15 protein-coding genes are annotated in these 17,232 nt (G+C 49.2%); 9 read left to right on the top strand and 6 right to left on the bottom strand.

Annotated elements, in window-relative coordinates; translation table 11 throughout:
* Positions 1 to 207: 207 nt before the first annotated feature.
* Positions 208 to 1,437, bottom strand: coding sequence for an argininosuccinate synthase (locus tag SOW26_RS07890; RefSeq protein WP_320652190.1), 1,230 nt, complete (start codon positions 1,435 to 1,437; stop codon positions 208 to 210).
* Between the two features lie 178 nt (positions 1,438 to 1,615).
* Here SOW26_RS07890 and SOW26_RS07885 point away from each other — a divergent pair, with 178 nt between their 5' ends.
* The 8 genes from SOW26_RS07885 (at position 1,616) to hemW (ending at position 11,816) form a co-directional block, all read left to right on the top strand.
* The gene (locus SOW26_RS07885; RefSeq protein ID WP_276960140.1) at positions 1,616 to 2,239 is read left to right on the top strand and encodes a helix-hairpin-helix domain-containing protein; all 624 of its coding nucleotides are present in this window, start codon (positions 1,616 to 1,618) and stop codon (positions 2,237 to 2,239) included.
* Between the two features lie 88 nt (positions 2,240 to 2,327).
* Positions 2,328 to 3,011: a response regulator transcription factor gene (locus tag SOW26_RS07880; RefSeq protein WP_154476101.1), complete on the top strand. Its 684-nt coding sequence runs from the start codon at positions 2,328 to 2,330 to the stop codon at positions 3,009 to 3,011.
* Between the two features lie 46 nt (positions 3,012 to 3,057).
* Complete coding sequence (locus SOW26_RS07875) at positions 3,058 to 4,458, top strand: sensor histidine kinase (RefSeq protein ID WP_320652189.1); 1,401 nt, start codon at positions 3,058 to 3,060, stop codon at positions 4,456 to 4,458.
* Complete coding sequence (locus SOW26_RS07870) at positions 4,455 to 5,372, top strand: GerMN domain-containing protein (RefSeq protein WP_320652188.1); 918 nt, start codon at positions 4,455 to 4,457, stop codon at positions 5,370 to 5,372. The genes SOW26_RS07875 and SOW26_RS07870 overlap by 4 nt, the downstream gene beginning before the upstream one ends.
* Positions 5,369 to 7,780, top strand: coding sequence for a DNA internalization-related competence protein ComEC/Rec2 (locus SOW26_RS07865; RefSeq protein WP_320652187.1), 2,412 nt, complete (start codon positions 5,369 to 5,371; stop codon positions 7,778 to 7,780). Before SOW26_RS07870 ends, SOW26_RS07865 begins: the two co-directional genes overlap by 4 nt.
* A gap of 63 nt (positions 7,781 to 7,843) precedes the next feature.
* Positions 7,844 to 8,824 (top strand): DNA polymerase III subunit delta, encoded by a 981-nt coding sequence (holA, locus tag SOW26_RS07860; protein WP_276960143.1) that lies wholly within the window; start codon positions 7,844 to 7,846, stop codon positions 8,822 to 8,824.
* A 53-nt stretch (positions 8,825 to 8,877) separates the two neighbouring features.
* The gene (gene lepA / locus SOW26_RS07855) at positions 8,878 to 10,692 is read left to right on the top strand and encodes a translation elongation factor 4 (RefSeq protein ID WP_320652186.1); all 1,815 of its coding nucleotides are present in this window, start codon (positions 8,878 to 8,880) and stop codon (positions 10,690 to 10,692) included.
* Between the two features lie 29 nt (positions 10,693 to 10,721).
* A complete protein-coding gene (gene hemW / locus SOW26_RS07850) occupies positions 10,722 to 11,816 on the top strand; it encodes a radical SAM family heme chaperone HemW (protein WP_276960145.1) in 1,095 nt (364 codons plus the stop codon).
* A 9-nt stretch (positions 11,817 to 11,825) separates the two neighbouring features.
* Here the strand turns inward: hemW and SOW26_RS07845 are convergent, their stop codons facing one another.
* The 5 genes from SOW26_RS07845 to SOW26_RS07825 all read right to left on the bottom strand — a co-directional run bounded on the left by SOW26_RS07845 (position 11,826) and on the right by SOW26_RS07825 (position 15,611).
* The gene (locus SOW26_RS07845; protein ID WP_154476093.1) at positions 11,826 to 12,380 is read right to left on the bottom strand and encodes a chromate transporter; all 555 of its coding nucleotides are present in this window, start codon (positions 12,378 to 12,380) and stop codon (positions 11,826 to 11,828) included.
* Positions 12,377 to 12,925 carry a chromate transporter gene (locus SOW26_RS07840; RefSeq protein WP_276960146.1) on the bottom strand — a complete coding sequence of 183 codons (549 nt, stop codon included), beginning with the start codon at positions 12,923 to 12,925 and terminating at the stop codon, positions 12,377 to 12,379. Before SOW26_RS07840 ends, SOW26_RS07845 begins: the two co-directional genes overlap by 4 nt.
* Positions 12,926 to 12,989: 64 nt before the next feature.
* Positions 12,990 to 13,535 carry a DUF4364 family protein gene (locus SOW26_RS07835; protein WP_154476089.1) on the bottom strand — a complete coding sequence of 182 codons (546 nt, stop codon included), beginning with the start codon at positions 13,533 to 13,535 and terminating at the stop codon, positions 12,990 to 12,992.
* Complete coding sequence (gene mnmL / locus SOW26_RS07830; protein ID WP_276960147.1) at positions 13,528 to 14,463, bottom strand: tRNA modification radical SAM protein MnmL/YtqA; 936 nt, start codon at positions 14,461 to 14,463, stop codon at positions 13,528 to 13,530. The genes SOW26_RS07835 and mnmL overlap by 8 nt, the downstream gene beginning before the upstream one ends.
* A complete protein-coding gene (locus SOW26_RS07825; protein ID WP_276960148.1) occupies positions 14,460 to 15,611 on the bottom strand; it encodes an NAD(P)-dependent malic enzyme in 1,152 nt (383 codons plus the stop codon). Before SOW26_RS07825 ends, mnmL begins: the two co-directional genes overlap by 4 nt.
* Positions 15,612 to 15,823: 212 nt before the next feature.
* Between SOW26_RS07825 and rho the strand changes: the two genes are divergently transcribed.
* Entirely contained in the window at positions 15,824 to 17,173 is a 1,350-nt protein-coding gene (rho, locus tag SOW26_RS07820) for a transcription termination factor Rho (RefSeq protein WP_154476083.1), read from the top strand.
* The last annotated feature ends 59 nt before the right edge of the window (positions 17,174 to 17,232 follow it).

Genomic DNA, 17,232 nt, shown 5'->3' with positions numbered 1-17,232 from the left:
AGACAAGATCGCATGAGCGGGAATCCGTCAGGAGATCCCTGCATCTTAAAGAAATAAGAAAGAGAGACCTCCTGTAAGGCGGCAAGGGTTGAAACTGCCGGAGCCTTGCAGGAGGTCTCTCTTTTGTTTCAGAACAGATTACCTGTCAGGAAAGGAAGCGCCGGACTGTGGCAGTCTGTTGTTTATGCATCCGGACACTGTCGGGAATTATCCGATGTCGGAAGCTGCTTGTTCTTCTTTTTTTAGCGCACGCACCTTTAACGGAAGGCCGAAGAGGCGGATGAAGCCATCGGCATCATGATGATCGTACAGCTCTCCGGTAGTGAAGCTTGCCAGAGATTCGCTGTAAAGAGAGTAGGGAGAGGTGGTACCGGCTTTGATGATATTTCCTTTGTAAAGCTTGAAAGTCACTTCTCCGGTTACCTGTTCCTGTGTGCTGGCAACAAAAGCCTGCACGGCTTCCCTTAAAGGGGTAAACCATTTTCCTTCATATACGATCTGGGACAGCTTATTCCCCATTTCTTTTTTTACTTCAGCGGTAGCATGATCCAGCACCAGCTCTTCCAGCTGCTGGTGAGCCTCATATAAGATGGTTCCTCCCGGCGTTTCATACACCCCGCGGGACTTCATACCCACTACCCGGTTTTCTACAATATCACAGATTCCGATACCATGCTTTCCGCCAAGCTGGTTCAGGGTACGGATCACGTCGGATACCTTCATGGGAACCTGATTGACACTGGTGGGAACACCTTTTTCAAATGTCATGGTGACATATTCCCCCTCGTCAGGAGCGTTTTCGGGAGTAACGCCCAGCACGAGAAGGTTGGAATAGTCCGGCTCACAGGCAGGATCCTCCAGCTCCAGTCCTTCATGGCTGATGTGCCAGAGGTTGCGGTCCCGGCTATAGCTTTGTGCGGTGCTAAAAGGAAGATGGATGCCGTGGCTTTCGCAGTAGGCGATTTCTTCCTCGCGAGAATTCATGGTCCAGAGATCTGTCATACGCCAGGGAGCAATGACCTTCAGATGAGGAGCAAGCGCCATGATCCCCAGTTCAAAACGGATCTGGTCATTTCCCTTTCCGGTAGCGCCATGGCAAATGGCAGAGGCGCCCTCTTTTTCTGCGATCTCTACCAGCCTTTTTGCGATCACAGGGCGCGCCATGGCAGTTCCCAGCAGATATTTATTTTCATAAACGGCATTGGCCTGAACACAGGGAACAATATATTCATCGCAGAATTCATCTACGATATCCTCTATATAAAGCTTGGATGCTCCGGACAGCAGCGCTCTTTCTTCCAATCCTTCCAGCTCTTCCCCCTGTCCGCAGTCGATACAGCAGCAGATCACCTCATAATCAAAATGTTCTTTCAGCCAGGGAATGATGGCAGTCGTATCCAATCCTCCGGAATAGGCCAAGATTACTTTTTCTTTCATATCAAATATCCTCCTTGTATGTTTCTGACGTTTACTATACAACAAAATTAATATTTATGCAATAAAAAAGAATAATTATTAGAAAAGTGGTTTCGGTTGCATTTTCAGGATGGGAATAGTAAAATGAAGATGTTCATGTATGCGGGGTTACAGTTTCGACAGACTGTAAGGAGAAAGTATGCAAAGAGGAACAAAAATCATAGGTTTGTTGATCGGAATCATGGTCATATTCTTGTCTTCAGGATGTATAAAAAAGCAGCCTGTCCAGAAGGAATCCCTAAAAGCGGTTGAGATACAGAAGAAAGAAGAGCAAGAGAAAAAGCGGGAGAAAAAGACGGAAAAGAAGTCTGAGAAAAAGATTCTGGTACATGTGTGCGGAGAAGTGATAAATCCGGGTGTCTATGAAGTAGAGGCCGGCGGAAGGATCTGGGAAGCGATCCGGCTGGCGGGAGGATTTACCCAGGAGGCAGATCAGGATTATTTAAATCAGGCGAAGGAGATCAGGGACGGAGAAAAACTATACGTTCCCGGCAGGCAGGAAACTGCCTCTGGATCTGCCGCCTTAAGCAGCGGGGAGGAAGCGAGCAGCCTGTCCGCATCCGGTTCGGAAGGGGTCAATATCAACCGTGCTTCCAAAGAAGACCTGATGAAACTGGACGGGATCGGAGAAGCAAAAGCGGAGGCGATCCTGACGTACCGGAAGGAGCAGGGAGGATTTCAAAGGGTAGAAGAGATCAAGGAGGTCTCCGGGATAGGAGAAGGAGTGTTTCAGAAAATAAAGGGAAGGATCCAAGTCGATTAAAGAAATTCTTCCCTGGAAAGTAACAGAAACAGATCAAAATGGCGGAAAGGGCAGTACAGAAACGACTCAAACAAGAATGGAGAATGGAATGAAAAAGGTATTGGTGGTGGACGACGAAAAATTGATCGTAAAAGGGATACGGTTCAGTCTGGAGCAGGAGGGATTTCAGGTGGATTGTGCCTATGACGGAGAGGAAGCGCTCTGTCTGGCAAAGAAGAACTCCTATGATATGATCCTGCTGGATGTGATGCTTCCCAAGTATGACGGATTTGAAGTATGCCGCAGGATCCGGGAATCATCAGATGTTCCGGTGATCATGCTAACTGCCAAGGGAGAAGATATGGATAAGATTCTGGGACTGGAATATGGAGCCGACGATTATATGACAAAACCTTTTAATATTCTGGAAGTAAAGGCCAGGATCCGAGCTATTTTGCGGAGAACGGAAAAGAAGGAAGCAGAAAACAAGGCTTCCGTTCTGGTGAAGGGAGATCTGACTATCGACTGTGAAAGCAGGCGGGTGGAGATCGCAGGAAGAGAGGTCAATCTGACGGCGAAGGAATTTGATCTTCTGGAACTTTTAGCATCTAACCCCGCCAAAGTCTACAGCCGGGAGAATTTATTGAATATCGTATGGGGTTATGAGTATCCGGGAGACGCCAGGACGGTGGACGTGCACATCCGGAGACTGCGGGAGAAGATCGAAACAAGTCCAAGCGAACCAAAATATGTGCATACGAAATGGGGTGTAGGATATTATTTCAGAAATTAAGGCCTATCTGAAGCGGAATGTGCAAAAAAGCCTGCAGGTTTACATATTGGCAGCGATCCTTCTGTTTGGCATCCTGTCGGCAGTCTTGATGGAAGCGGTGCTGCTGAACAGCTATGAAAAGAAAGCGGCGGAGGTTCGCATGGCGGAAATCCAGAACCAGTGTACCATTTTTCTGGGACAGTGGAAGGATCTGTCGTATCTGGAGGGAGTGCCGTCAGAAATGCTGGAGGCAGAGGTGCAGCAGCTTTCCGGGATTTATAACGGCAGGATCATGCTGATCGACAGCTGCTTTCGAATATGCAGGGACACATACAAGATGGATGAAGGGAAAACCATCGTTTCAAAGGACGTCATGGACTGCATGAAGGGAGAAGGAACCTCCCATTATGATAAGAAGAACAAGTATATAGAAGTGACGACACCTGTTTTAGAGCCGGGAACCGGAGAAGTAAAAGGCGTTATGCTGGTCAGTATGACGACAGACGGAATATCTGATCAGGTGGATTTTCTGAGAGAAAAAGGGCAGAGTACCCTGATCCTGATCGGAGTATTGCTGGCCGGGGCGGGAATTGTGTATGGAACGACCATTGTGAAGCCCATCCGCAGGATCCGGCATCTGGTAGAAGGCGTGACAGAAGGATTTGAAGAAGGGCGTGTGGAAGAATATACGTTTACAGAAACCAAAGAATTGTCGGAAACCTTGAATGTCATGCTGGAAAGAATGAAGGCTTTGGATGAATCAAGAAATGAATTTGTTTCTAACGTATCCCATGAGCTGAAAACGCCTATGACTTCCATGAAGGTGCTGGCAGATTCCCTGCTGGCACAGCCGGACGTACCGGTAGAACTGTATCAGGAATTTATGCAGGATCTTTCCCAGGAGATCCAGAGGGAGGACAAGATCATCAATGACCTTCTTTCTTTGGTAAAAATGGATAAGACGGCGGAGCATCCCAACGTGCAGACGGAACAGATGAACCAGTTGATCGAAAAGATATTGAAAAGACTTCGTCCCATTGCGGAAAAAGCTGATGTGGAGCTGATCCTGGAAAGTGTACGGCCGGTTCAGGCAGAAGTGGACGAGGTGAAGATCTCCCTGGCGATCTCCAATCTGGTGGAAAACGCCATCAAATATAACAAAGAAGGCGGCTGGGTGCGGGTGCGCATAAACGGAGATCACAAATTTTGCTATATTGAGGTTTCGGACTCGGGAATCGGGATGAAAGAAGAAGACCAGGAGCATATTTTTGAACGGTTTTACCGGGCAGACAAGTCTCACTCCAGAGAGATCGGAGGAACCGGTCTGGGGCTTTCTATTGCCAGAAAATCGGTGGTAATGCATAGAGGGACGGTGAAAGTTTACAGTCAGCCGGGACTGGGCAGTACCTTTACCGTTCGGATCCCCCTTACCTATGTAGGAGCAAAGGAGGAGAAAAAGAAACTATGACAGAAAAAAAGAATGTCCGGATGCTTGTGTTCCTTCTCCTTTTGACAGTCCTTCTATCAGGATGCAAAGAGCAGGAGAGGGAGGAAGCACCAAAAGAATTTGTGACGTGTATCCGTGACGGAAGCCTGGAAAAAGTTTCCTACAGGATAAAAGCGAAGGCAGCAGACGCGCAGGTGAAAGAGCTGATAACGGCACTGAAGAAAGACCCGAAGGAGGAAGCGGCAAGCAGTATTTTCCCTGAAAAGGCAGAAATAGAAAGCTGGAAGCTGGAAAAGGGAAGGCTGGTGGTTTCTTTCGGAAAAGAGTATGCGAACATATCCCCTCAGGAAGAGGTGCTGTTTCGGGCGGGATTTGTAGAGACCATGACACAGCTGTCATCCGTGGAAAAGGTTCTGTTTTTGGTGGGAGAGGAACCTTTGAAAGACCGGGAGCAAAGAGAAGTGGGGGAGATGGACCGGGAGGATTTTCTGGAAAATACCGGACTGCTTCTGCAGACCTACCAGAGCGCTTCTTTGAAGCTGTATTATGCTAATAAAAAGGGAGACCGCCTGGAGGAAGAACAGCGTCTGGTACGCTACAGCAGTAGCAGCTCCATTGAAAAAGTCATTCTGGAACAACTTTTGAAGCGGGAGGAAGGAGATCCCATCCTTCCCGAAAACACAAAGGTGCTGGGAGTTTCTGTCAGAAACCAGGTATGCTATGTAAATCTGGATGAGGAATTTTTGAAAAACACCTACGCAGTGGATCCGAAGATCACAATTTATGGAATTGTCAATTCTGTGATCGAAAACGGAAAGGTAGACCGTGTGCAGATTTCTGTTAACGGAGACACCAATATCCAATATCTGGAAAAAGTTGACTTAAGCAAACCATTAAAAGCGGATTGGAAACTGCTGGAAAAGGAGGAAGAATGAGACAACGGCCTGTGCTGATCTTATGCATGGGAGTATTACTGGTCACAGTAGTGATTGCCTGTCAGAGGAGGATGGAGATTCTGGAAAGACACCGGCATCTGGCAGGTAATCAAAAAATATATAAAAATGTTTTTTTGGAGGGGACGGTCTGTGCGATAGAAGAGACAGACCGGGGAACGAAACTTTGTATCAAAGGAAGATGCAAAGGGCGGGCTCTGGAAAAAGAGGACAGAGACCACTTTGCAAAGTTTATAGTTTTTTTCAGACAAAAGAATTGTCCGATTTCCCGAAAGACGACCGGGAAAGGATCAGATCTGCCGGCACAGACATCTCATTTCACAGCAGGCAGGACCATTTCAGAGCAATCTGCTCAAACGCTTCTATTCACATCCTCTATTTTCAAAAAGGGAAACAAGCAGAATAAGAAACCGGAAAGTGTCTATCTGGGAAATCGGGTCAGGGTCAAAGGAGACTTCTGTCATTTTCGTGTTGCCAGAAACAGAGGGAATTTTGACGAATATCTGTATTATAAATCCTGCGGATTTGGGGGAACCTTGCTGGGGAAAGAGCTGACGGTTACCGGTACGGAAAAGTGGGAGCTGCAGGGGAGGCTTTTGCAGTGGAAACAGGCGTGGAAGGACAGGCTGCTTTTTCGTATGGGAAAAAGGTACGGAGGAGTGATGGCAGGAGTCCTTTTGGGAGAGAAGAGAGAGATTCCGGAAGAAATCAAAGAATTGTTCCAGATGGCAGGGATCGGACATATCCTTGTGATATCGGGACTGCATATTTCTTTTTTGGGATGGGCGGTCTATCAGATGGGAAGACGGGTTACCGGAAGCTTTCTGGCAGGAGGTGTGGCAGGCTGGATCTGTCTGGGGATCTATGTGCTGATGACAGGGGTCACCGTATCAAGCCTGCGGGCTGTTCTGTTTTTCGGATTTCGTACCGGAGCAGAGGTCAGTGGGAGAGCCTGGGACAAAGATATCACCTTTTGGGTGTCCGCCGCCATCCTTCTTGGGACCAGACCGGAGGCGCTGTTTGATGTGGGCTTTCTGCTGTCCTTCGGAACGATTTTCAGTTTGTGGAAGGTGGCTCCCCTGCTTTTTCCGAAAAAACGAAGCTACGATATCCCGGGAAGACTCTGGCGGGGGATCTGTTCGGGAGCAGCAATCTGTCTGACTCTTCTCCCCTTGCTATGCTGGCACTTTTTTGAATACTCTTTCTGGTCTATTCTATGGAATCTTTTGGTGGTGCCGCTGGCATCCCTGTTGCTGCTGGCAGGATTTTTGGGAAGTCTTCTGGACATGGCAGGCGGGGGAGGAGGGTGCTTTGCATTGTGTAAAGGGATCCTGTATGTTTATGAAAAGGGAAGCGGATGGCTTGGGAGGCTGCCCTGGGGACATATGGTAATCGGACAGCCGGAGCCATGGAAGGTGGCAGGATATTATGTGCTGGTGGCAGCAGGTCTTTTTCTACTGAAAAAGGCGGCAGGATCCGGGACGTTAAAGGGAAAAAGGAAAGATCCAAGAAGAAAGATTGCCCTGGTCAGTATTCTGGCAGGAATGAGCCTGCTGCTGTGGAAACCGGAAGGGGGAGGGAACCTTCAGATCTTTGTACTGGATATCGGCCAGGGAGACTGCACCTTTATCCGGGGAGAAAAAGGAGGGACCTATCTGATCGACGGAGGAAGCACCGATGTGAAAAAAGTGGGAAAATATCGGATCCGTCCCTTTCTGAAATCTCAGGGGATTACAAAGCTGGACTATGTGCTGATCTCTCATGGGGATATGGATCACAACAATGGCGTGGAGGAACTGCTACAGGATGAAAAAGGAGGGATCTGTGTGGAAAAGCTGGTGCTGCCGCCGGAAAACTACTGGGAAGAAAGGCTCGCCCGGCTGGCACAGACAGCAAAGCTGGCAGGCGTGCCGGTGTATACCATAAATCAGGGGGACGAGATCCGGGAAGGAAAACTAAGGATGACCTGCCTGTTTCCCACGAAAGAAGAAAGAGGGATACAAAAGGGGAATGAAGCCTCTATGGTGCTGGAGATTCGCTATGGGGATTTTGAGATGCTGCTGACAGGAGATCTGGAAAAAGAAGGAGAAAAGATATTTCTGAAGGAGATTGGGCGTCGTTACCAAAAAGAAGGGATAGACGTTCTCAAGGTGGCGCATCACGGTTCCAGGTTCTCCACGTCCCGGGAATTTTTAAACAGCGTTCATCCACGGTACGCTGTGATCTCGGCAGGGGTGTCGGGCAGATACGGACATCCGCACAAAGAAGTGCTGGAGCGACTGAGGCAAAAGGGAAGCAGGATCTTACAGACGCCAAAAACAGGAGAAGTTTTTATACTTGTGGAAGAGGAGACGATGCATATTGGCAGCAGATGGCAGCCCTTGAAGTAGAAAAGGATTTTTAGTATAATCGGAAAAGCAAAGAGCATCAGAAGCGAGATGGCGGGGAAACATATGAAAAAATTACAAGAAGACATAAAGACAGGAAACTGGGAGCGGATGTACCTGTTGTTTGGAGAAGAAGAGTATCTGAAAAAACAGTACCGGAACAGACTGGTGGAAGCGTTGCTCCCGGGGCAGAAGGAAATGAATTATTCCTACTATGAGGGAAAAGACATTTCTGTGGGAGCTGTGATCGATACGGCGGAGACTCTGCCGTTTTTTGCAGACAGCCGCCTGATCGTCATAGAAAATTCGGGATGGTTTAAAAAGGGAGAGAGCAGACTGACAGACTACCTACAGGAACTTCCGGATACCACAAGGATCCTGTTTGTGGAGCGGGAAGTAGACAAGCGGGGAAGGCTGTACAAGGCGGTAACGAAGCTGGGCTACAGTGCGGAGATGAAGCGGCAGGAGGAAGGAACCCTCCTTCGCTGGGTCGAGTCCAGGGTTCGTCAGGATGGAAAAACGATTTCCAAAGATGCGGCGTACAGGCTGCTGGAGCGAAGTGGAAGCAACATGGAGAGCCTGGAAAAAGAAATAGAAAAGTTGATTTGTTACCGGCTGGACGGGGCAGAGATTACAAAGGCGGATGTGGAAGCGATCACCACATGGAATATGGAGGAAAAGGTATTTTCCATGATAGAAGCGGTTGCTTCCAAAAACCGTAGGAAGGCCCTGGATTACTACTATGAGCTTCTGGCACTGAAGGAGCCGCCGATGAAGATCCTAAGCCTGCTGAACAGTCAGTTCCGAAGGCTTCTGGAGACCATAGCCCTGAAACAGAGGGGATTGGATAAGGGGCAGATCGCCAAAGAGCTGGGGGTGCATCCCTATGCCGTTTCCAAATATATCCAGCAGGGGAGCCGGTATAAAAAAGAAGAGATCAGACGGATCCTGGAGGAGGGCGCAGACCTGGAAGAACGGGTCAAGACAGGGAGGATCGCGGACCGGATGAGCGTGGAACTTTTCGTTGTAAAATACAGTTCTCCGTGATATACTTTGCCCATGCGAGCAGGACAAATACGTAAGACTAAGGGGAAAAGAAAGTGGCAGGAATAGAGCAGAGTAAGATTAGAAATTTTTGTATCATCGCCCATATAGATCATGGCAAATCCACGTTGGCAGACCGGATCATTGAGGAGACGGGACTTTTGACCAGCCGGGAAATGCAGTCGCAGGTTCTGGACAATATGGAACTGGAGAGAGAGCGTGGGATCACCATCAAAGCGCAGGCGGTTCGTACCGTCTACCGGGACAAGAAGGGAGAAGAATATATTTTCAACCTGATCGATACTCCCGGTCATGTGGATTTTAACTATGAAGTGTCCAGAAGCCTGGCAGCCTGTGACGGAGCTATCCTGGTAGTGGATGCGGCCCAGGGGGTAGAGGCACAGACACTGGCCAACGTCTACCTGGCCCTGGATCATGACCTGGATGTATTCCCGGTGATCAACAAGGTAGATCTGCCCAGCGCAGATCCGGAGCGGGTGATCGAGGAAATCGAAGATGTGATCGGAATTGAGGCGGAGGATGCTCCCAGGATCTCGGCAAAGACAGGACTGAATATTTCCCAGGTATTGGAACAGATCGTGGAAAAGATCCCGGCGCCCTCGGGCGATCAAAATCATCCCCTGCAGGCGCTGATCTTTGACTCCCTGTACGATGCATACAAGGGAGTGATCGTATTTTGCCGGATCAAGGAGGGGCGGGTAAAAAAAGGAACCCCCATCCTGATGATGGCGACCGGCGCCAAGGCGGAAGTGGTGGAAGTGGGATACTTTGGAGCAGGCCAGTTTATTCCCTGTGAGGAACTGACGGCGGGCATGGTAGGATATATTACTGCCAGCCTGAAAAATGTGAAGGATACGCAGGTGGGAGATACCATCACCGACAGTGCGCATCCCTGTGAGAAGCCGCTGCCGGGATATAAGAAAGTAAACCCCATGGTGTATTGCGGAATGTATCCGTCAGACGGAGCAAGATATCCCGATCTTCGGGACGCCCTGGAAAAGCTTCAGTTAAATGACGCCTCCCTCCAGTTTGAACCGGAGACCTCCATTGCGCTGGGGTTTGGGTTCCGCTGTGGATTTTTGGGATTGCTCCACCTGGAGATCATCCAGGAAAGACTGGAGCGGGAATACAATCTGGATCTGGTCACGACGGCACCGGGAGTTATTTACAAGGTACACAAGACCAATCAGGAAGTGATCGAACTGACCAATCCTTCCAACCTCCCCGATCCCTCTCTGATAGAATTTATGGAAGAGCCTATGGTAAAGGCAGAGATCATGGTAACCTCAGAGTTTATCGGGGCCATTATGGATCTGTGCCAGGAAAGGCGGGGAGTCTATGAAGGGATGGAATATATAGAGGAAACGCGTGCAGTTTTAAAATATCACCTTCCGCTAAATGAGATCATTTATGATTTTTTTGACGCATTGAAATCCAGATCCAGAGGATATGCTTCCTTCGACTATGAAATGGATGGATACGTACAGTCAAAGCTGGTAAAACTGGATATTTTGATCAATAAGGAGGAGGTGGATGCTCTTTCCTTTATCGTTCATGCGGACACCGCTTACGAAAGAGGGCGCAGGATGTGTGAAAAGCTGAAAGAGGAGATCCCAAGACAGCTGTTTGAGATCCCCATCCAGGCGGCGGTAGGAAGCAAGATCATTGCCAGAGAAACAGTAAAGGCTATGAGAAAAGACGTACTGGCAAAATGCTACGGCGGAGATATCAGCAGAAAGAGAAAGCTTCTGGAAAAGCAGAAGGAAGGAAAGAAGAGAATGCGTCAGGTGGGAAATGTGGAAATTCCGCAAAAGGCCTTTATGAGTGTGCTGAAACTGGACGACAAGTAGCAGCAGGAAGAAAGAAGGACGGCAGGATCGTGGCAAAACCATTGGAGATTTATATACACATTCCTTTTTGTGTAGCAAAGTGTGAGTATTGTGATTTTTTTTCGGCCCCTTCCAAAGAGGCGGAAAGAAGAGCGTATGTAAAGAGCCTTTGTCAGGAGATCGTAACCTACAGATCTCTGGCAAAGGCTTATAGCGTATCCAGTATCTTTTTGGGGGGCGGAACGCCGTCCGTGCTGGAAGAAGGACTGGTAACCCGGCTGCTGGAGGCGGTGTTTGATACGTTTTCTGTGGAAGAGCAGGCGGAAATCTCTCTTGAAATGAATCCGGGAACCGTTTCCAGGCAGAAGTTAAGAGAGTACAGGCAGGCCGGGATCAACCGTCTCAGCATGGGACTGCAGTCTGTCCACCAAAAGGAGCTGGAGGCTCTGGGAAGGATCCATACCTGCAGGGAAGGGCGGCAGACTTACGAAATGGCAAGGGAAGAAGGCTTTGGGAATGTGAATATTGATATGATGTCGGGCATTCCTTTTCAGACGCTTTCCTCCTGGGAGGAATCTTTGCACACCGTGGCAGGATGGGGACCGGAGCATCTTTCGGCCTATAGTCTCATCATTGAAGAAGGAACCCCGTTTTTTTATCGATACCAAAAGGAACAGGAAGACCTTCCGGGGGAGGAAGAAGAACGCCGTATGTACGCAGTAACAGAGGAGATCCTGAGAGGATACGGATACCGACGCTATGAGATATCCAACTATGGGAAGCCGGGATTTTATTGCCGGCATAACCTGGGATATTGGGATCGCGTGGAATATCTGGGATTCGGAAAGGGAGCGGCCTCTTTTTTGGGAGAAGAAAGATGGAGCTATCAGGAGGAACGAAAGGCAGTCACCAGACGGGAGCAGATGGAAGAGTATATGTTTCTGGGACTGAGGAAAATGGAGGGGGTTTCCCAAAAGAGATTCCAAAAGCTGTTTGGAATCTCCATGAAACAGGTGTACGGAAAAGAAATAGAAAAGTTTCTGAAGCTATCCCTCTTAGAAGAAAAGGGAGATATGGTGCGGCTGTCCAGGGAAGGGATTTCTGTCAGCAATGAGATCTTCTGCGCCTTCCTTCTGGATGACTGAGAGACGTTCCTACAGTTTTAGAAGGATCCCCAGAAAAGCGCCGGCTATGATCCAGAAGACCGGATGCAGTTTCTTCAAAGATTTTATCTGCAGAAGAAGGAAAACGATCAGGCAGAGAGCCAGACCTGTAAGGTCCAAGGCTTCTCTGCCGTTTTTTGTAACGAGAAGCGTGATCTTTAACAGTTCCCATACCGCATAGCCGATCAAAGCTGCGACGGTAGGACGGATCCCGTAGAAAACAGACTGTACGGTGGCGTTTTCGCTGAAATTTTCCAAAAACCGGGCGATCAGGATGATAATGATCCAGGCAGGAGCCGTCAGAGCCAGGGTGGCTACGATGGCTCCGGGGATCCCGGCGGCGTGATAGCCGGCGAAGGTGGCCATGTTGATCCCTACGGGACCGGGAGTGCTCTCACTGATGGCAACCATATTTGCCAGCTCTTTCGCAGTGTACCAGTCGTATCTGGAAGTCAGGTTCATAAGAAAGGGCAGGGTGGCCATTCCGCCTCCCACGGAAAAAAGACCGATCTTAAAAAATTCATAAGCCAGTGTCAGATAGATCATAGGGAACCTCCTTTTTTCCTGCGTAAAAGAACGCCTGTGATACCGGCCAGGAGAATGATGGCGGCAGTGGGGACGGGCGTAAAGCAGGCCAGGGAAAAGGCGCAGACAAACAGGACGGCGCCGGCTTTATCCGTGATCCCTTTCTTTGCCATAGTCACCACCGTCTGAATCATCATGGCACAGACCACGATACGGATTCCGGAGAGTGCGTGAAGTACGGCAGGGACATGAAGAAAGTTCTGCAAAACAGATGCGATCAGACAGATGATCAGAAGAGAAGGCGTGATCAGCCCCAGAGTACCAAAGATGCTCCCGGCAATCCCTGCCTGCTTGTATCCGATATAGGTGGCTGTATTGACGGCGATGATTCCCGGGGTACATTGGCCGATGGCGTACATATCCAGAATTTCTTCTTCGGTACACCACTGTCTTTCCGTCACCACTTCTCTTTGGAGAAGCGGCAGCATTGCCAGTCCCCCGCCAAACAGCAGACCTCCGATCTTAAAAAAACTGGCGTACAGTCGAAGACATGTTTTGCATTTCATAAATGACATCCTTTCTTTTTACAGACAGATCTTTCCGATCTGAAATCCTTCTAATATTGCATATTTAAGGCGCTTTTGATGCAAACCTTTCCTCAAGGGAAAGAAGATGCTCCATGACAGAGGAATAGATCTCCTGATTTTTCCTGCGGAAGTTGCGGACTGCCTGGCGGGCTTCCTCCTCTGAGGGAACCGTGACTTCCAGATGGATCAGACTTTGCCCTTTTTCGATCACACGGCAACTTACCGTGTAGGAGGAGGGGGTATTTCTGAAATAATCCGCTTGTATGGAAACTTCGTCTTTCAGATCATACCTTTTCTCCAAAAGAAATGAATCAATATCTTCTAAAATAGCAGAAGACAGATCACGGGAAAAGAAAGAGGCAGTTTCCCTTCCCTCTTCGGTCAGGTGATACAGGGTCCTTCCATGCGTGGATTCTTCCACAATGAAATGGGAATCCAGAAGCTCCGAAAAGGTCTGCTGAAGCTTGAAATAGGTGGTATAGCCCTTATCCAGGATAAATTCCGAGATCTGTGAGTTGGTCAGGGGAAAATCCACGCGGCTCAGCATATACAGCACCATTAATTTATATAATTTTAAAGAATTATCCATGATCAACTTCCTTTCCTTGCCAGATATCCTGCTGTTTCAAATAGGAATGTATCTGGTTCAAAACGTGTCTTTTTTTCGTGGACCATCGCGGCGCCAGCAGACTGTCGCTGGGGCCGTCGCCTGTCAGCCTGTGGATCACAATAGAGGGATCCAGATGGGCGATCAGGCTGCCGGTTGTCGAGACATATTCTTCCAGAGAGAGTACGGGAAAGAAGGAGCGCCGGTAAAGCTCTGCCAGATCTGTTCCCTCCAGCACATGCAGCAGCTGCAGCTTGATCCCCTGGATCCCGGCAGAATTCAGGTAATGAATGGTTTCCAGCATCCGGGAAAGAGATTCGCCCGGGAGCCCGGTAATGGTGTGTACGATAATGGGGATCCCGCGTCGCTTCAGGCGGGTCACACAGTCCTCAAATGTGGAAAGAGGATACATACGCCGTATCAGTTTTGCCGTATCCTCATGTATGGTCTGCAATCCCAGCTCTATCCAGACAGGTTTGACCCTGTTGATTTCCTCCAGCAGGTCCAGTACTTCTTCTTCCAGGCAATCCGGACGGGTGGCGATGGAAAGGATCTTTACCCGGGGATGGGAAGCTGCATCCCAAAAGATTTTCCGCAGATAGGAAACCGGTGCGTAAGTATTGGTAAACGCCTGAAAATAAGCGATGCAGGAAGAGGCCTTGAATTTTTCCGCCACCGTTTTCCATCCGGAGTCGATCTGCAGGGAAACGGACAGCTTTGCGCTTTCTGAGAAGTCGCCGGATCCCTTCGCACTGCAGAAAATACAGCCGCGCTCTCCCAGAGTTCCGTCGCGGTTGGGACAGGTCATCCCGGCGTTGAGAGCGACCTTGTACAGCTTTTGCCCATAGGTGGTCTTCAGATAATAATCGAAGGAATAATAGGGCTTTTCTCCCCACAGACGGCGTTTCATGACAGATGTTCCTTTACTGCCCGACTGACGGCCTCCGACACCTGCGGGTCAAAAGCTTCCGGCAAAATATAATCCTCCGACAGCCTGGCTTCCGGTACCAGTGCGGCAATAGCCAGTGCGGCAGCGATCTTCATACGCTCTGTAATATGGGTGGCACGAGCTTCCAGGGCGCCCTTAAAAATTCCGGGGAAGACCAGAACGTTGTTGACCTGATTCGGGAAATCGGACCTTCCTGTTCCGACGATCCTGGCTCCGGCGGCTTTTGCATCCTCCGGCAGGATTTCAGGAACGGGATTCGCCATGGCAAACAAGATGGAATCCTTTGCCATGGATGCGACCATTTCGCCGGAAACGATATGAGGGGCGGAAACGCCGATAAAAATGTCAGCCTGGATCAAAGCCTGAGACAGGTCTCCCTGAAGCTTCCTGGGATTCAGACGCGGGAGCATTTCCTGCTGCATCCAGTTCAGATCGGCGGGCTCACTTCCCAGGATCCCGTGGATGTCGCACATGGTAACGTCGGAAAATCCATAGGACAGCAGGAGATTTGCGATGGCAATCCCGGCAGAGCCGGCACCATTGATAACGACTTTGGCCGAGGCGGCGGATTTCCCCGTCAGCTTCAACGCATTGATGACCCCTGCCAGAACTACGATGGCAGTTCCATGCTGATCGTCGTGGAATACGGGGATATTCAGCCGCTCATTCAGTCGCCGTTCGATTTCAAAACAGCGGGGAGCGGAGATATCTTCCAGGTTGATACCGCCAAAAGAAGGGGCAAGCCGCACCACCGTCTCGATGATCTCCTCCGTGTCCTGGGTATCCAGACAGATGGGGACTGCATTGACGCCTCCAAAGGATTTAAACAGCGCAGCCTTTCCTTCCATAACCGGCATGGCAGCAAGGGGACCGATGTTTCCCAGCCCCAATACGGCGCTTCCGTCGGATACAACAGCAACGGTGTTGGCCTTCATGGTATATTCATAGGCGGCTTCCGGACGGTGAAAAATTTCTTTGCAGGGTTCTGCCACTCCCGGCGTATAGGCAAGAGCCAGATCTTCCCGGGAGGCCAGGGGGGCTTTTGGAATGGTCTCCAGTTTGCCGTTCCATTGTCTGTGCAGTTTGAGCGCTTGTTCTTGAATGGTCATAATCGTCCTTTTCCTTTCTTCATCATTGTAACATCATAGCATTCTGAAAAAATCAAATCAATAAAAGGCTTTAAAAAAAAGAGAAGATGTTGTATAATGTGGCTTATTGACAAGAAAATGTATAAGAAATGTATACGATATTCAAAAAAGGTCTGGTCGGACTGGATTTCCCCGTTACTGTGTAAGATGATGAAATGAAAGGAAACTGTTCTATGAGAAAAAAATACGAAACCTTGCCGTTGGCAACGTTAAAGGATCTGGCGAAAGCGCGAGGGTTGAAAGGGATCTCTGCAATGAAAAAGGCAGAGCTGATCGACCGGATGGTGGAAGAGGACGAAAAAGAGAGAGAAAAAGAAGAGGATCAGGCAAGGGTAAAAACCAGGGAAATGACAGCCAATACAGGGGACAGAGACATTCATGACCTGGATGAGCTGGACAGCGGGATCAAAGTAAAGGGGATCCTGGAGGTCATGGGCGACGGTTATGGATTTATCCGAAGCGATAATTATCTTCCGGGAGAAAATGATATTTATGTGGCGCCCTCCCAGATCCGCAGGTTTAACCTGAAGACGGGAGATATCCTGGAAGGCAACCGCCGCGTAAAAACACAGCAGGAAAAATTCGGGGCGCTGCTTTATCTGACGCACATTAATGGCATAGAAACGCACCGGGTAGGGAAAAGAAGGAATTTTGAAGATATGACGCCTGTTTTTCCCGATAAAAGGCTGAAACTGGAATGCGGCAAGACCAGTACGGCAATGCGCATCGTGGATCTTTTGTCCCCCATCGGGAAAGGGCAAAGGGGGATGATCGTTTCTCCGCCCAAGGCAGGAAAGACGACACTTCTGAAGCAGGTGGCTCTGTCTGTACGGGAAAATAATCCGGAGGTACATTTGCTGATCCTGCTGATCGATGAGCGGCCGGAGGAAGTGACGGACATCAAAGAAGCCATTGAGGGAGAAAATGTAGAGGTGATCTATTCCACCTTTGATGAACTGCCCGAACACCACAAGAGAGTGTCGGAAATGGTGATCGAACGGGCCAAAAGACTGGTGGAAAACAAGAAGGATGTGATGATCCTTCTGGACAGTATTACCAGGCTGGCAAGAGCCTATAATTTGACTGTTCCTCCGTCAGGAAGAACTCTTTCGGGAGGACTGGATCCTGCAGCCCTTCACATGCCGAAGCGATTCTTCGGAGCAGCCAGAAATATGCGGGAGGGCGGCAGCCTGACCATACTGGCAACCGCATTGGTGGATACCGGCAGTAAGATGGACGACGTGGTCTATGAGGAATTTAAAGGAACCGGAAATATGGAGCTGGTGTTGGACAGAAAGCTGTCGGAAAAGAGAGTATTCCCGGCCATAGATATCCCGAAATCAGGAACACGCAGAGAGGACCTTTTGCTGACCGAAGAGGAGAGAAGTACGGTAGAACAGATGCGAAGAGCGCTAAACGGCATGAAGCCGGAAGATGCCGCGGACAATATCATCAACCTGTTTGGAAAGACCCGAAACAACCGGGAGTTTATCCAAATGGCAAAAAAGACAAAATTTATCTAGACAAAATGGGGATAATATGCTACAATGACAGGGCTGTTTAAAAGAACAATTCTGCACAT

It is taken from the genome of Suipraeoptans intestinalis, from assembly GCF_034091795.1.
In the GTDB taxonomy this organism is placed as follows: domain Bacteria; phylum Bacillota; class Clostridia; order Lachnospirales; family Lachnospiraceae; genus Suipraeoptans; species Suipraeoptans intestinalis.
The sequence above is the reverse complement of the archived record's forward strand: the minus strand, read 5'-3'. Positions and strand labels throughout refer to the sequence as shown.